This is a genomic window from Streptomyces sp. NPDC093586 (assembly GCF_044764905.1).
Taxonomy (GTDB): Bacteria; Actinomycetota; Actinomycetes; order Streptomycetales; family Streptomycetaceae; genus Streptomyces.
Genome location: NZ_JBIWJA010000014.1, coordinates 112,715 through 125,300 on the forward strand (window position 1 = coordinate 112,715; position 12,586 = coordinate 125,300).

General features: G+C 75.4%; 10 protein-coding genes. 7 read left to right on the plus strand and 3 right to left on the minus strand.

The features are described 5' to 3' along the window. The first annotated feature begins 48 nt into the window (after nucleotides 1-48). The 3 genes from ACIRFH_RS17190 (at nucleotide 49) to ACIRFH_RS17200 (ending at nucleotide 3,138) form a co-directional block, all read left to right on the plus strand. On the plus strand, nucleotides 49-1,206 hold the full coding sequence (locus tag ACIRFH_RS17190; protein WP_403521307.1) for a sensor histidine kinase: 1,158 nt from the start codon (nucleotides 49-51) through the stop codon (nucleotides 1,204-1,206). Nucleotides 1,207-1,220: 14 nt separating this feature from the next. After that, nucleotides 1,221-1,883, plus strand: coding sequence for a response regulator (locus ACIRFH_RS17195; RefSeq protein ID WP_403521309.1), 663 nt, complete (start codon nucleotides 1,221-1,223; stop codon nucleotides 1,881-1,883). A gap of 100 nt (nucleotides 1,884-1,983) precedes the next feature. Continuing rightward, entirely contained in the window at nucleotides 1,984-3,138 is a 1,155-nt protein-coding gene (locus ACIRFH_RS17200) for an ROK family protein (protein ID WP_403521311.1), read from the plus strand. A gap of 177 nt (nucleotides 3,139-3,315) precedes the next feature. On the opposite strand, the gene ACIRFH_RS17205 is transcribed toward ACIRFH_RS17200, so the two are convergent. Beyond that, nucleotides 3,316-4,077: a GntR family transcriptional regulator gene (locus ACIRFH_RS17205; protein WP_403521313.1), complete on the minus strand. Its 762-nt coding sequence runs from the start codon at nucleotides 4,075-4,077 to the stop codon at nucleotides 3,316-3,318. 250 nt (nucleotides 4,078-4,327) lie between these two features. Next, complete coding sequence (locus ACIRFH_RS17210; RefSeq protein ID WP_403521315.1) at nucleotides 4,328-5,212, minus strand: RNA polymerase sigma-70 factor; 885 nt, start codon at nucleotides 5,210-5,212, stop codon at nucleotides 4,328-4,330. A 245-nt stretch (nucleotides 5,213-5,457) separates the two neighbouring features. Here ACIRFH_RS17210 and ACIRFH_RS17215 point away from each other — a divergent pair, with 245 nt between their 5' ends. From ACIRFH_RS17215 to ACIRFH_RS17230, 4 genes are all read left to right on the plus strand, one after another. Continuing rightward, a complete protein-coding gene (locus ACIRFH_RS17215) occupies nucleotides 5,458-6,336 on the plus strand; it encodes an alpha/beta fold hydrolase (RefSeq protein ID WP_403521317.1) in 879 nt (292 codons plus the stop codon). A gap of 280 nt (nucleotides 6,337-6,616) precedes the next feature. Continuing rightward, nucleotides 6,617-8,074 carry a PLP-dependent aminotransferase family protein gene (locus tag ACIRFH_RS17220; RefSeq protein ID WP_403521319.1) on the plus strand — a complete coding sequence of 486 codons (1,458 nt, stop codon included), beginning with the start codon at nucleotides 6,617-6,619 and terminating at the stop codon, nucleotides 8,072-8,074. Nucleotides 8,075-8,194: 120 nt separating this feature from the next. Next, the gene (locus ACIRFH_RS17225) at nucleotides 8,195-9,769 is read left to right on the plus strand and encodes an alkaline phosphatase D family protein (protein WP_403521321.1); all 1,575 of its coding nucleotides are present in this window, start codon (nucleotides 8,195-8,197) and stop codon (nucleotides 9,767-9,769) included. Nucleotides 9,770-9,975: 206 nt separating this feature from the next. Continuing rightward, entirely contained in the window at nucleotides 9,976-11,319 is a 1,344-nt protein-coding gene (locus ACIRFH_RS17230; RefSeq protein ID WP_403521323.1) for a GNAT family N-acetyltransferase, read from the plus strand. Nucleotides 11,320-11,340: 21 nt separating this feature from the next. Here the strand turns inward: ACIRFH_RS17230 and ACIRFH_RS17235 are convergent, their stop codons facing one another. After that, nucleotides 11,341-12,561 carry a trans-sulfuration enzyme family protein gene (locus tag ACIRFH_RS17235; RefSeq protein WP_403521325.1) on the minus strand — a complete coding sequence of 407 codons (1,221 nt, stop codon included), beginning with the start codon at nucleotides 12,559-12,561 and terminating at the stop codon, nucleotides 11,341-11,343. Nucleotides 12,562-12,586: the final 25 nt, after the last annotated feature.

Below are 12,586 nucleotides of genomic sequence, written 5' to 3' on the forward strand. Positions count from 1 at the left end.
CCCGGGCGGGGGAGGCCGGTTGTCGGTGGCGGCTGGCACGATCAGCGAATGGCCCTTTTTCTGCGCCCGTTGCTCCGGGGGATCACCTATACACGGCTGCTGCACCTGTGGGTGCCCATGCTCGTGGTGAGTCTGTGGGCGCTCATCGACGACACGACGTTGTGGGTGCCCGCGGCGCTGCTGGTCCCGGTCGGCCTCATCCCGGCGGTGCGGACCGGCGAGGGCGTGCAGGCTCGGCTGCTCCTCGTGCCCGGTCATGAGGACTCGGCCTTCTCGGTCGCGCCCTCGGCGACCTGGCGCGACCGGCTTCGCACGCTGATGTGGCTGGAACTGCGCATGGTGCTGGGCGCCTTGACCACGGCCGCCTGTGTCTGGCTGCCGATCCTCACGGTCGAACTGGTCCGGCTCGCCCTGGGACACCGGGTCGACGACATACCGGTCCTGCGGGACTCCGCGCCGCACTGGACGTACGCGCTCCTCGTGCCGCTGCCTCTCCTCGCGCTGTACGGCGCCTTGGTCGCCCTCGGTGCCCTGGCGACAGCAGGGGCCCGCGCACTGCTCGGCCCCTCCCCCGGCGAACGTCTCGCCGCCCTCGAGGAACGCACCGAGCAGCTCCTGGAGCGCAACCGCATCGCCCGTGAGCTGCACGATTCCATCGGCCACGCGCTGACGGTCGCCGTCGTCCAGGCGGGCGCCGCGCGGGCGGCGGACGATCCCGCCTTCACCGACCGGGCCCTGGTCGCGATCGAGGAGACCGGCCGGACGGCCCTGGAGGATCTGGAGCGGGTGCTGGGCGTGCTGCGGGAGGCGGAGCGGCCGGCGAGCAACCGGCCGACGCTCGTGGACGCCGACCGGCTGCTGGAGTCCGCCCGTGCCTCCGGGGTGAAGGTCGACGCCGAGGTGACGGGCCCGCTGGAGACCCTGCCGGGCCCGGTCTCGCGGGAGGGTTACCGCATCCTCCAGGAGGCGCTGACCAATGTGCTGCGGCACGCGGGGGCGGTCCCCGTGCGGGTCCGCGTCCGGGTGGCGGACGGCAGTCTCGGTCTGGAGGTGCGCAATCCGCTGCCGGACGAGGGGGCGGGGCAGGGGCGCGGCAGCGGCCTGCGCGGGATACGCGAGCGTGCCGCGCTGCTGGGCGGGCGGGCGCGCACGGGCCCCGACGACGCCGGTGACTGGCAGGTGCGCGTCGAGCTGCCGCTCGGCTGATCTACGCTGGGCGGATGCCGGTCAGAGTCCTCCTCGTCGACGACGAGCCCCTCGTACGCGCGGGCCTGCGCGCCGTGTTGGAGGCGCAGCCCGACATCGAGGTGGCCGGGGAGGCCGCCGACGGGGCCGCGGTCATCCCTCTGGTGCGGCAGCTGCGGCCGGACGTGGTCGCCATGGACGTCCGCATGCCGCTGCTGGACGGCATCGAGGCGACGCGCGCGCTGCTGCGGACGGTGCCCGAGCCGCCGAAGATCCTCGTGGTGACGACCTTCGAGAACGACGAGTACGTGTACGAGGCGCTGCGCGCGGGCGCCGACGGGTTCCTGCTGAAGCGGGCCCGGCCGGCCGAGATCGTGCACGCGGTGCGGCTGATCGCCGAGGGCGATTCCCTGCTGTTCCCCGCCTCGGTGCGGCAGCTGGCCGCCGAGTACGGCGACGGCGGCGGGAACCGCGCGGCCCGCGCCCAGTTGGAGCGCGCCCGGCTGACCGAGCGGGAGGGCGAGGTCCTGCGGCTGATGGCGCGCGGTCTGTCGAACGCGGAGATCGCCGCCCGGCTGGTGGTCGGCGCGGAGACGGTGAAGTCGCACGTGAGCGCGGTGCTGGCGAAGCTGGGGGCCCGGGACCGCACACAGGCGGTGATCACGGCGTACGAGTCCGGGTTCGTGGCCCCGGGCTGAGGCATACCCGCGGGCCGGGACGGGCGGACCGGCGCTCGCCCGGGGGGAGCGGGCCGAGTACGATCCGGCCCAACACGCGCACGAGCTGGGAGGACGGACGGTGGGCGGGCTGACCGGCGGGGATCCGTCGCTGTTGCGGAGGATCAACTCCGCGGTGGTGCTGCACGCGCTGCGTTCCACGGACTGCGCGACGCTCACCGAGATCACCCGGGTGACGGGGCTGTCCCGGCCGACCGTCGAGGGCGTCGTCGAGGGGCTCATCGAGGGCGGTCTGGTCGTCGAGGCGGCCGCCGACGACGGCATGGCCCGGCGGCAGGGGCGGCCCGCGCGGCGGTTCCGGTTCCGGGCGGAGGCGGGGCATCTGCTGGGCCTGGAGATCGGACCGCACCGCGTCTCCGCGCTCCTCTCCGATCTGGACGGTCGGGTGATCGGCGCCCAGGCGAAGGACGTCGAGGAGACCGCCCCGGCCGACGAACGTCTGGAACGGCTTCGCACCGCGGTCGCCGAGCTGCTGCGCCGGGCCGGTGTCGCGCGCGGTTCCCTGCGGGCCGTGGGGGCGGCCACGCCCGGGATCGTCGAGGCGGACGGCACGGTGCGGCTGGGCACCGCGCTGCCCGAGTGGACGGGGCTGCGCCTGGGCGAGCGGCTGCGCCGTTCCTTCAAGTGCCCGGTGCTGGTGGAGAACGACGCCAACGCGGCGGTGGTCGCCGAACACTGGAAGGGGGCCGCCGGCGAGTCCGACGACGTGGTGTTCGTGCTGGCCGGGCTGAGCCCCGGGGCCGGCGCGCTGATCGGCGGGCGGCTGCACCGGGGCTACGGCGGGGCGGCGGGCGAGATCGGCGCGCTGCACCTGCTGGGGCGGGACGTGACGCCGGAGACGCTGCTGTCCACCACCGGCCGGCCGCTGCATCCGCTGGACGAGCAGGCGGTCGCCGAGGTCTTCGCCCAGGCGCGGGACGGCGACCGGCGGGCCCGTGCCGCCGTCGAGCGTTTCCTCCAGCGGCTGGTGCACGACGTGGCGGCGCTGGTGCTGGCGCTGGACCCGGAGCTGGTCGTCATCGGCGGCTGGGCGGCCGGACTGGACGGCGTACTGGAGCCGCTGCGGCGGGAGCTGGCCCGCTACTGTCTGCGGCCGCCGCGGGTGACCCTGTCGCTGCTCGGCGAGGCCGCCGTGGCGACCGGCGCACTGCGGCTGGCCCTCGACCACGTGGAGGAGCAGCTGTTCGCGGTGGAGGGCGCGACGGCTCGCCGCTGAACCGCTCGTCGCAAAGCCGCCCACGTCGGCTCCGGCCTGTTCCGTTCGCCGGTGTGGCGGTCCGGTGGCCCGTCCGTCTCCGGGTCCGGCGGTCGCCGGGTGGCTGCCGTGCGAAGCGGCCGCGTCCCGGTGCGGGAGCGCGCCGAAGGCCGGGCCGGCCGCGTCGCGGACCGTGGGTCAGGAGGCCCGGGTGTGCGGGCCGTGGTGGATCTCCATGTCGCCCGAGTCCCCGAAGGTCAGCCGGCAGGTGTCCGCGCGGTAGGTGGCGACGGAGAGCGCCGCGGTGCGGCCGCCGGCGAGGTAGCGGGTGGTGACGACCAGGACCGGCGCCCCGGGGAGCCGGTCGAGCTCCTTGGCGTCCTCGGCGCCGGCCGAGCCCAGCTCGACGGCGTTCTCCCGGCGCTCCAGCTCCAGCCGCTGCAGCTCGCGCAGCACGGCACGCGCGCGCGGCGCACCGGACGGGGCGTCGATGGCGGTGAGGTCAGGCACCGACGCCGACGGGATGTACAGCAGCTCCGCCGCCACGGGCCGGCCCTGGGACACGCGGGAGCGGCGGACGGTGTGCACGGGCTCGTCGCGGCCGGTCCCCAGGGCCTCGGCGACGGCCGCGGGGGGTACCGCGGCGACGCAGTCGGCCGGCTGCCAGGCGTCGTCGGCCGCGCCGGGCCAGGCGTGCTGCCGGGGGCCGACGGCCACGCCCACGCGCGGCGGCGCGACGGTCGTGCCGACGCCGCGGCGGCGCTGGAGCCTGCCCTCCAGTTCGAGCTGCTCCAGGGCCTGGCGGAGCGTGGCGCGGGCGACGCCGAAGCGCGCGGCGAGGTCGCGCTCGTTGGGCAGGACCTCGCCCACGGAGAACTCCGAGTCCAGGGCCTCGCTGAGCTTGGTCCTGAGGTGCCAGTACTTCGGCTCCGGTACCGATTCCAACTGCGTGGTCCCCACCCTGTCCTCCGCAATCGCCGTGGTCCGGCGGCGTTTTGGCGCCCTTGTTTATTAAAGGTTGTTGCAGTTCTCTGCGACGATAGGACGGCCCACCCCCCTGGTCAAGACCAATCCTCGATCCCTCGCGCGCGTCAGGGGCGCGGAGCGAGGCGGTGTTCACGGGGTGTTCGCACGGGGTCGCGTCGCGGGTGACACGACGGCGGAGCCCCCGTCGCACGGACGGGGGCTTCGGCCGGGGCGGGGGCGGTCGTCACCCGGCGGGCAGGGACCGCAGCTTGTCGGGGTTGCGGACGATGTACACCGACTGGACGCGCCCGTCGGCGACGTCCAGCTGGACGACGGAGTCCGGCTTGCCCTCCGACAGCACCAGCAGGGCCGGGCCGCCGTTGAGCTCCAGGATGCGGAAGCCGACGTCCGGGACGCCCTTCTGCGCGATGCCGACGAGGAAGCGGGCCACCTTGTCGGAGCTCTCCAGCACGCGCAGCGGCGCCCGGGACTTGCCGCCGCTGTCGCCCACCAGCCGGACGTCGGGGGCGAGCACCGCCATCAGCCCTTCGAGGTCGCCGTCGGCCGCCGCGGCGAGGAACCGCTCGGTGAGATCGCGGCGCTGCACGGGGTCGACGTCGTAGCGGGGCCGGCGTTCGTCGACGTGCTTGCGGGCCCGGGCGGCGAGCTGGCGCACGGCGGCCTCCTCTCGCTCCAGCACGGCGGCGATCTCGGTGTACGGGTAGCCGAACGCCTCGCGCAGCACGAAGACCGCCCGTTCCAGCGGCGACAGCGACTCCAGGACGACGAGGACGGCCAGCGAGACGGAGTCGGCGAGCACGGCCCTCTCGGCGGTGTCCGGCACCACGTCGCCGAAGTCGGTGGCGTAGGGCTCGGGCAGCCAGGGGCCGACGTAGGCCTCGCCCCGCGACTTGATCTGGCGCAGCCGGTCGACGGCGAGGCGGGTGGTGACGCGCACCAGGTAGCCGCGCGGCTCGCGGACGGCGGCCCGGTCGGCCCGGGACCAGCGCAACCAGGCCTCCTGGACCACGTCCTCCGCGTCGGCGAGGCGGCCCAGCATGCGGTAGGCGACGCCCAGGAGGACGGGGCGGTGCTCTTCGAAGACGTCGGTCGCGGTGTCGGTGGTCACCGTCCCATCCCAGCGGACGCGTCCGCCCGTGTCCAGGCGGAACCACCGGCGCGACGGGAACCGCCCGGGAACGGCGGCGACCGGGGGCTACCCGTCGGTAGCTCCTACTGACAGTCTGTCTACGCAACGCCGGCACCGTTCGCGCGTTCCCGGCACCGCGTGTTCCCGTACGCCACGTGATCCCGACTCCACGTGATCCCGACTCCACGTGATCCCGACTCCACGTGATCCCGACAAGGAGCCCCATGTCCGCAACGCTCTCCTTCACGGCCCCCACCGAGCACGGTCCGCAGGACGTCACCCTCGCCTACGCACGCGTGGGCGTCGGCGAACCGCTGCTCCTGCTGCACGGCATAGGCCATCACCGGCAGGCCTGGGACCCGGTGATCGACATCCTCGCGACGGAGCGCGAGGTGACGGCCGTGGACCTGCCCGGGTTCGGGCAGTCGCCCGCGCTCCCGTACGGGCTGCCGCACGACCTGCCGACGACGACCGCCGTCCTCGGCGCCTTCTGCGCGGCCCTGGGGCTGGACCGGCCGCATGTGGCGGGCAACTCCCTGGGCGGCCTGCTGGCCCTGGAGCTCGGACGGGAGACCCTGGTGCGGTCGGTGACGGCCCTGTCCCCGGCCGGCTTCTGGTCGCAGGCCGAGCGGCGCTACGCCTTCACCGTGCTGACGGGGATGCGCCGGGCCGCCCGGCGTCTGCCCCTCCCCCTGGTCGAACGGCTGTCCCGTACGGCGGCCGGACGCACCGTCCTGACCAGCACGATCTACGCCCGCCCCGGCCGGCGCCCGCCCGAGGCCGTGGTCGCCGAGACGCTGGCACTCGCCCACGCCGAGGGGTTCGCCGAGACCCTCCGGGCCGGACGGAGCGTCCGGTTCACCGACGACGTCCCCGGCGTCCCCGTCACCGTGGCGTGGGGCGACCGGGACCGGCTGCTCCCGCCCCGGCAGGGCGTACGCGCCAAGCACACCATCCCGCGGGCCCGGCTGGTGCGGCTGCCCGGCTGCGGCCACGTCCCGATGAACGACGACCCGGCGCTGGTGGCCCGGGTGATCCTGGACGGCAGCCGCGCCCTGGAGGCGAGTGCCCCGAGGACCTCGTTCAGGACGGTCGGGGCGTAGGGGACGCTCACATGCGGCGTGCGGTCGTCCGGGGCGACGTCCCGCGCCCGCGAACAGGCGCTCCGGTCCGGCTGGGCGTGAACCCGTACGCCGCGCAGAGCACGGTGTCCGCCCGCAGCGGCTGTACGGCGGCCGGGAGTGACGTCCGGCGTGAGCGCCGAAGGCGTCCAGCAGGCGCGCGCGGTGTCCGGGCGGCGGTGAGCGGTCCGCCGGATGGCAGGCCCGATCCCTCGTAAAGTGAGGCGATCGGGCAGACGCGATGTTCGGGGGGACCGCTTTCATGACACCGTCGACCGGTCCGGACGGCGGGCCGGGACCCGCCGCCCGCAGCGCCGCCTGGGAGTTGCTGCTGCCCGCCGCCTCCGCACCGGCACGCGCGCGTGGCCGCGCCCTGCAGGCGGCGCTGCGGGACGCGGTCCGCTCGGGCCGGCTCGCCCAGGGCACCCGCCTGCCGTCGAGCCGGGACCTCGCGGCCGACCTCGGGGTGTCGCGGGGGCTGGTCACGGAGGCGTACGAGCAGTTGACCGCCGAGGGTTACCTGCGCAGCGGGCGGGGTTCGGGGACCTGGGTGGGCGACGCCGTACGGGCCGCCCGCCCCCGCGCGCGTGACCTCGCCCCGCGCGTCCCCGGCGCCCGCGTCGACTTCGTGCCGGGGACACCGGACCTGTCGCTGTTCCCGCGCTCGACGTGGGCGGCCGCGCAGCGGAGCGTGCTGACGGAGCTGCCGCACGAGGGCCTCGGTTATCCGGACCCGCGCGGACTGCCCCGGCTGCGGACGGCGCTGGCCGAACTGCTCACGCGGCGCCGCGGTGTGGTGGCGGACCCGGAGCGGATCGTGGTGGTCTCCGGGGTGGCGCAGGCGTCGGCGCTGCTCGGTGGCGTCCTCCACGCGCGCGGGACGCGCACCGTCGGCGTGGAGGATCCCGGCAGCCCGCAGCACTCCGCGCTGTACGCGTCGGCGGGTGTGAGCACCGTGCCGCTGCCCCTGGACGAGGAAGGGCTCGCCGTCGGCCCGCTGTGCGCCTCGGGCGTCCGTGCGGTTGTCACGACACCGGCCCACCAGTTCCCCACCGGGATCGCCTACTCGGCGCGGCGGCGCGCCGAACTGCTGGACTGGGCGCGGTCCGTGGACGGGCTCGTCCTGGAGGACGACTACGACGGCGACTTCCGCTACGACCGCGCCCCCGTGGGCGCGCTCCAGGGGCTCGACGCCGAACACGTCGCCTACACGGGCTCGGTGAGCAAGTCCCTCGCCCCGGGGCTGCGGCTGGGCTGGCTGCTGGTGCCGCGGTCGCTGGTGGACGAGGTGGTCGAGCGCAAGCGGACCACGGACCTCGGGCATCCGGCCCTGGACCAGGCGGTGTTCGCCCGGTTCCTGGAGCGCGGCGACTACGACCGTCAGCTGCGCCTGTGCCAGCGCGCCTACCGCGAGCGGCGCGACGCGCTGGTGGCCGCGCTGGCGGAGCACTTCCCCGGCTCGCGGGTCTTCGGGATCGCCGCCGGACTCCACGCCATCGCCGCGCTGCCCGACCGCCACGGCCCCCAGGAGCGCTTCCTCGCGGCCGTGGCCGGGGCCGGTGTCGCGGTGCGGCCCCTGACGGCATACGGACACGCGGGTGGTGGCGAGGGCGCGGGGCCGGGGGTGCGGCTGGTGCTGGGGTACGCGCATCTGCCGCCGGCCCGGATCCACGAGGGGGTGCGGCTGATGGCCGGGGCGGTGCGGCCCCGGGGCCGGTGAGGCCGCGCGCCGCCGGGACACGTACGGCCGGTTGTTCACCCGGGGTTCGCGTGCGCGCCGTCCCGCCCCAGTAGGTCTTGCCGGACACACCGGCCGGATCCCGTCCCTGGAGGCGCATCCATGTCCCACCGTCCGCTCCCCGGGCGCCGCAGCGTACTGCGCGGCTCCCTCGCCGCGTCGGCGGCCCTGACCCTGCCCACCGCCCTCGGGGCGGCACCGGCGTTCGCCCGCTCCGGCCGTCCGGCCGCGGGCTGGGGCGTGCAGACGGGCGACGTGAGCGCGCACTCCGGGCTGGTGTGGGTGCGCTCCGACCGGCCGGCCCGGATGATCGTCGAGACGTCCGCCACCGAGTCGTTCCGCAACCCGCACCGCTGGCACGGACCACTGCTCGGGCGGGACACGGACTTCACCGGCACCACCCGGCTGCGCGGACTGCCGCCGGGCGAGCAGATCCACTACCGCGTGCTGCTCGCCGACCCCGACGACCCGCGCCGCACCGGCGAACCGGTCACCGGCACCTTCCGCACCGTGCCGGTGCGCCGCCGCGACGGCGTGCGCTTCGTGTGGTCCGGCGACCTGGCGGGCCAGGGCTGGGGCATCAACCCGGACCTCGGCGGTTACCGCATCTACGACGCGATGGGCGCCCTGGACCCGGACTTCTTCCTGTGCAGCGGCGACAACATCTACGCCGACGGCCCCATCCCCTCGACGGCCGCCCTGCCCGACGGCGGCACCTGGCGGAACATCACCACCGAGGAGAAGTCCAAGGTCGCCGAGACCCTGGCCGAGTTCCGCGGCAACTTCCGCTACAACCTGCTCGACGAGAACCTGCGGCGCTTCAACGCCCGGGTCCCGTCGGTCGTCCAGTGGGACGACCACGAGGTGCGCAACAACTGGTACCCGGGCCAGACGATCGCGGACACGGACGGCCGGTACACCGTCAAGAGCGTGGACGTGCTGGCCGCCCGGGCCCGGCGCGCCTTCTCCGAGTACTTCCCCGTCTCCACCCTGCGGCCCGGCGCGCGCGAGGGACGTGTGCACCGCGTGCTGCGCCAGGGCCCGCTGCTGGACGTGTTCGTGCTGGACATGCGGACGTACCGCAACGCCAACTCGCCCGACGACCAGACCGTGGACCCGCAGGGCATCCTGGGCCGCGAGCAGTTGGAGTGGCTCAAGCGGGAACTGTCCCGGTCGCGCGCGGTGTGGAAGGTGATCGCCGCCGACATGCCGATCGGCCTGGTGGTGCCCGACGGAGGCGACTTCGAGGCGGTCGCGCAGGGCGACCCCGGCGCGCCGCTGGGGCGTGAGCTGCAGATCGCCGAACTGCTGCGCTTCGTCAAGCACCGGCGGATCACCGGCACGGTGTGGCTGACGGCCGACGTGCACCACACCTCGACCCAGCACTACCAGCCCTCGCGGGCAGCGTTCACCGACTTCGAGCCGTTCTGGGAGTTCGTGTCCGGGCCGCTCAACGCGGGCGCGTTCCCGGCCAGCGCGCTCGACAACACCTTCGGTCCGGAGCGGGTGTTCGTGAAGGCGCCGACCGCCTCGAACGTCTCGCCCGCGGGCGGCTACCAGTTCTTCGGCGAGGTCGAGATCGACGGCGACAGCGCCGAGATGACGGTGCGGCTGCGCGAGCAGGACGGCACGGTGCTGTTCACCCAGGTGCTCCGGCCGGGGCTGGTCGGCCAGTAGCTGCCGTAACCTGTCATTGTGCCGCGCACCGGCGTCATCCCCCGGTGCGCGGCCCGGTGCCGGGCCGCCGGGCGTCGTCCGTCAGGCGTCCGCGGCGGCTCGCCCACCGCGACCCGAATGTCCCGGAAGCGCTCTTTACCCAGTGGTCACAGGGCGTTCGTGATCAGGCAACACGGCTCCTTCACAGTGGTCGCATGAGTCGAGACATGTCCGAAGTGACCGGTGCCGTGGCGCAGGTGGTCGAGCACGACCTCGGGACGCCGGGCCTCATGCTCGTGGCGTCGATGGCCGCCCTGCTCGCCGTGGCGGGCTTCCACACGTGGTGGGCACGGCGCCACGGGCACGCACCGCCGGCGGACGATACCGGCGCCCGGCCGCCGTCCACGGGACCGGAGGCCGGGGTGTCCGGCCGGGTCGCGGCGGAGTCCGGACCGGACGGGGCGACGGAGGCCGGCGCCGGGGACAGCGCGCTGTGGCGGATGCGGACGACCGTCCAGGACGCGCCGGGGTCACTGGCCGCCCTGTGCGCGGCCCTCGCCGGCCGGCGGGTGGACATCCTGAGCCTCCAGACGCATCCGCTGGCCGACGGCACCGTGGACGAGTTCCTGCTCCGCGCCCCGGGCGGGCTGACGGGATCCGAGCTGGCCGAGGTGGTGTCGGAGGCGGGGGGCGCCGACACGTGGACCGAGCGGGCCGACGCCCACGACCTGGTCGACGCCCCGACCCGGGTCCTGGGGCTGGCCGCCCGCACGGCCCTGGACGCCGCGGAACTGCCGCTGGCGCTGCGCCAGTTGCTGGGCCGGTGCACGATCCGGTCGCTGCCCGCCGGAGGACGCGCGGAAGCCGGGGTCCCGGCGGAGGGCGCCCTCGACGGCACCGTGCTGCGGCTGCGCGCCCCGGAGGGCGGAGTGATCAGCGTGGAGCGGCCGTACCTGCCGTTCACACCCGCCGAGTTCGCCCGGGCGCGGGCGCTGGTCGAACTGGACGCCCGGCTCGGCCCGCGCCTTCCGCACGGCCGGGACGTGCTGACGCTGCCCGAGGGGCACGACATCACGGTCCGCCGCGCCGACACCCGTGACCTGCGGGCGGCGAAGGCGATGCACGCGCGGTGCTCGGACCGGACCCTCGGGATGCGCTACCACGGCCCGGTCGGGGACGCCGAGCGCTATCTGAACCACCTGCTCAGTCCGCGCCACGGCCGGACCCTCGCCGCGCAGACCGCCTCGGGCCGGATCGTCGGGCTCGGTCATCTGCTGTGGGACGGCGACGAGACGGAGGTCGCCCTGCTCGTCGAGGACTCCTGGCAGCGCCGGGGCATCGGCGGCGAACTGCTCGAACGGCTCGTGGCGATGGCGGCGGAGACGGGCTGCGCGAGCGTGTACGCGGTCACGCGGGCGTCGAACACCGGCATGGTCGCCGCGATGCGCGGCCTGGGCCTCCCCCTCGAGTACCAGATCGAGGAGGGGACCCTGGTCATCACCGCCCGCCTGGACCGGGCGGACCGGCCGGCGGCGCGGCTGCCGCACGGCGAGCGCGTCGGCGGCCAGTAGACCCCGGGAGGCGGGGGCCGGTCACTCGGCCCCCGCCAGCGCCCGGCCCGCCGGGGCCGCCTCCGGCCGCTCCCCCAGCGCCGCGTCCAGGTCGGCCCACAGGTCCTCGACGTCCTCCAGGCCGGCCGACAGCCGCAGCAGCCGGTCGCTCACCCCGGCGCCGCGGCGGTCGTCGGCGTCCACGATGCGGTGGCTGATCGACGCCGGGTGCTGGATGAGCGTGTCGACGCTGCCGAGGCTCACGGCGGGGGTGATCAGGCGGACGCCGGCGATGACGTCGTGCGGGTCGCCGTGCACCTCGAAGGAGACCATCGCGCCGCCGATGCGCGGGTAGTGGACGCGGGCCACGCGCGGGTCGGCGGCGAGCCGCCCGGCGAGTTCGGCGGCGTTGGCGGAGGCCGCCCGCACCCGCACCGGCAGGGTGGACAGGCCGCGCAGCAGCAGATAGCCGGCCAGCGGATGCAGGACGCCGCCGGTGGCGAAGCGGACCTGCCGCAGCCGCCCCGCGAACTCCTCGTCGCAGGCCACCACACCGGCCAGCACGTCCCCGTGCCCGCCGAGGTACTTGGTGGCACTGTGCAGCACCAGGCGGGCGCCGTGCTCGGCGGGCCGCTGGAGCACGGGCGTGGCGAAGGTGTTGTCCACGAGCAGCGGCACGGACCCGCAGGCGTGGGCGACGGCCCGCAGGTCGACCTCGGCCAGCGTGGGGTTGGCCGGGGACTCGACGATCACCAGGCCGGTGTCCGGGCGCAGCGCGTCCGCGATGCCCGCCGGGTCGGTCCAGGTGACCTCCGAGCCGAGCAGCCCGGCGGTCAGCAGATGGTCGCTGCACCCGTACAGCGGCCGTACGGCCACGACGTGCCGCAGTCCCGTCGAGGCGCGGGCCAGCAGGACGGCGCTCAGGGCGGCCATGCCGCTGGCGAAGGCGACCGCGGCCTCGGTGCCCTCCAGGCGGGCCAGCGCCGTCTCGAAACGGGCGACGGTCGGGTTGCCGAGCCGGCCGTAGACCGGCGGGCCGTCCGGGTCGGCGCCGGTGGCGGCGAAGGCGTCGATGCGGGCGGCCTCGCCGCGGCTGTCGTACGACGGGTAGGTCGTGGACAGGTCGATGGGCGGGGCGTGCAGTCCCTGGCGGGCGAGGTCGTCGCGGCCGGCGTGCACGGCCTCGGTGGCCAGTGCCCTGCTCCCGGGTGCGGTGGTGCGTACGCCGTCGGACGGTGACGTGGGCATGCTCGCAGAGTCCATGGAGCGAAGAGTGAACAGCGGGCGG

Coding starts and splice junctions, on each gene's coding strand:
- ACIRFH_RS17190 (WP_403521307.1), top strand. CDS start 49: ATGGCCCTTTTTCTGCGCCCGTTGCTCCGGGGGATCACCTATACACGG.
- ACIRFH_RS17195 (WP_403521309.1), top strand. CDS start 1,221: ATGCCGGTCAGAGTCCTCCTCGTCGACGACGAGCCCCTCGTACGCGCG.
- ACIRFH_RS17215 (WP_403521317.1), top strand. CDS start 5,458: ATGTCCGCAACGCTCTCCTTCACGGCCCCCACCGAGCACGGTCCGCAG.
- ACIRFH_RS17220 (WP_403521319.1), top strand. CDS start 6,617: ATGACACCGTCGACCGGTCCGGACGGCGGGCCGGGACCCGCCGCCCGC.
- ACIRFH_RS17225 (WP_403521321.1), top strand. CDS start 8,195: ATGTCCCACCGTCCGCTCCCCGGGCGCCGCAGCGTACTGCGCGGCTCC.
- ACIRFH_RS17230 (WP_403521323.1), top strand. CDS start 9,976: ATGTCCGAAGTGACCGGTGCCGTGGCGCAGGTGGTCGAGCACGACCTC.
- ACIRFH_RS17235 (WP_403521325.1), bottom strand. CDS start 12,561: ATGGACTCTGCGAGCATGCCCACGTCACCGTCCGACGGCGTACGCACC.